The sequence below is a fragment of the Neisseria sp. P0021.S007 genome (assembly GCF_051956855.1).
In genome coordinates this window covers 1-725 of the sequence record NZ_JBQCXA010000450.1, presented here as the reverse complement: position 1 = coordinate 725, position 725 = coordinate 1, and the positions used below count along the sequence as shown (strand labels likewise).

At 51.9% G+C, this 725-nt stretch carries 1 protein-coding gene and 1 pseudogene; both read left to right on the top strand.

Translation table 11 applies throughout. The features are described 5' to 3' along the window. Positions 1-502, top strand: a 502-nt coding sequence (locus ACTHUR_RS13930) for a phospholipase D-like domain-containing protein (RefSeq protein WP_440399135.1), incomplete at its 5' end; no start/stop codon positions are given. Positions 503-545: 43 nt separating this feature from the next. After that, a pseudogene (locus ACTHUR_RS13925) lies at positions 546-725 on the top strand (C40 family peptidase); the annotation flags it as partial.

Here is a 725-nt window from a genome sequence, read left to right as displayed (position 1 = left end):
CAACGGCGTGGACGTTACCGTTTTGACCAATTCGCTCCAAGCAACCGACGTTGCCGCCGTCCATTCCGGCTACGTCAAATACCGCAAGCCTTTGCTCAAAGCCGGGGTCAAACTATACGAACTCCAACCCAATCATGCCGTTCCGACCACCAAAGACCGCGGCTTAACCGGTAGCTCCACCACCAGCCTGCATGCCAAAACATTCATCGTGGACGAGAAACGCGTTTTCATCGGCTCATTCAACCTCGACCCACGCTCCGCACGCCTCAATACCGAAATGGGTGTCGTCATCGAAAGCCCCGAAATCGCAGGCCAAATGCAGCGCACCCTCGTTACGACCACCCCAAGCTACGCCTATCAGGTAACGCTTGGCAATTACAACAAACTATACTGGTATGACCCAAGCGAAAAACGAACTTACGCACACGAACCCGAAGCCAAGTTCTGGAAACGGATGACTTCAAAAATCCTGTCCATCCTGCCCATAGAAGGATTATTATAGAGGCCGTCTGAAAACAAAAATCATGCAGCCGGAGGAATTCACCATGTCTCGACTCATCTGCAAAACCCTATTTGTTTGTACCACCTGCTTATTGTTGGCCTCCTGCGGCACCACTGGCAAGCATAAATCCCACAAGCCGCAAACAACCGCCAGAACAATCCAACCTGTCCGCATTTCCCATATCGACCACACCCAAGGTTCGCAGGAATTGATGCTTCACAGC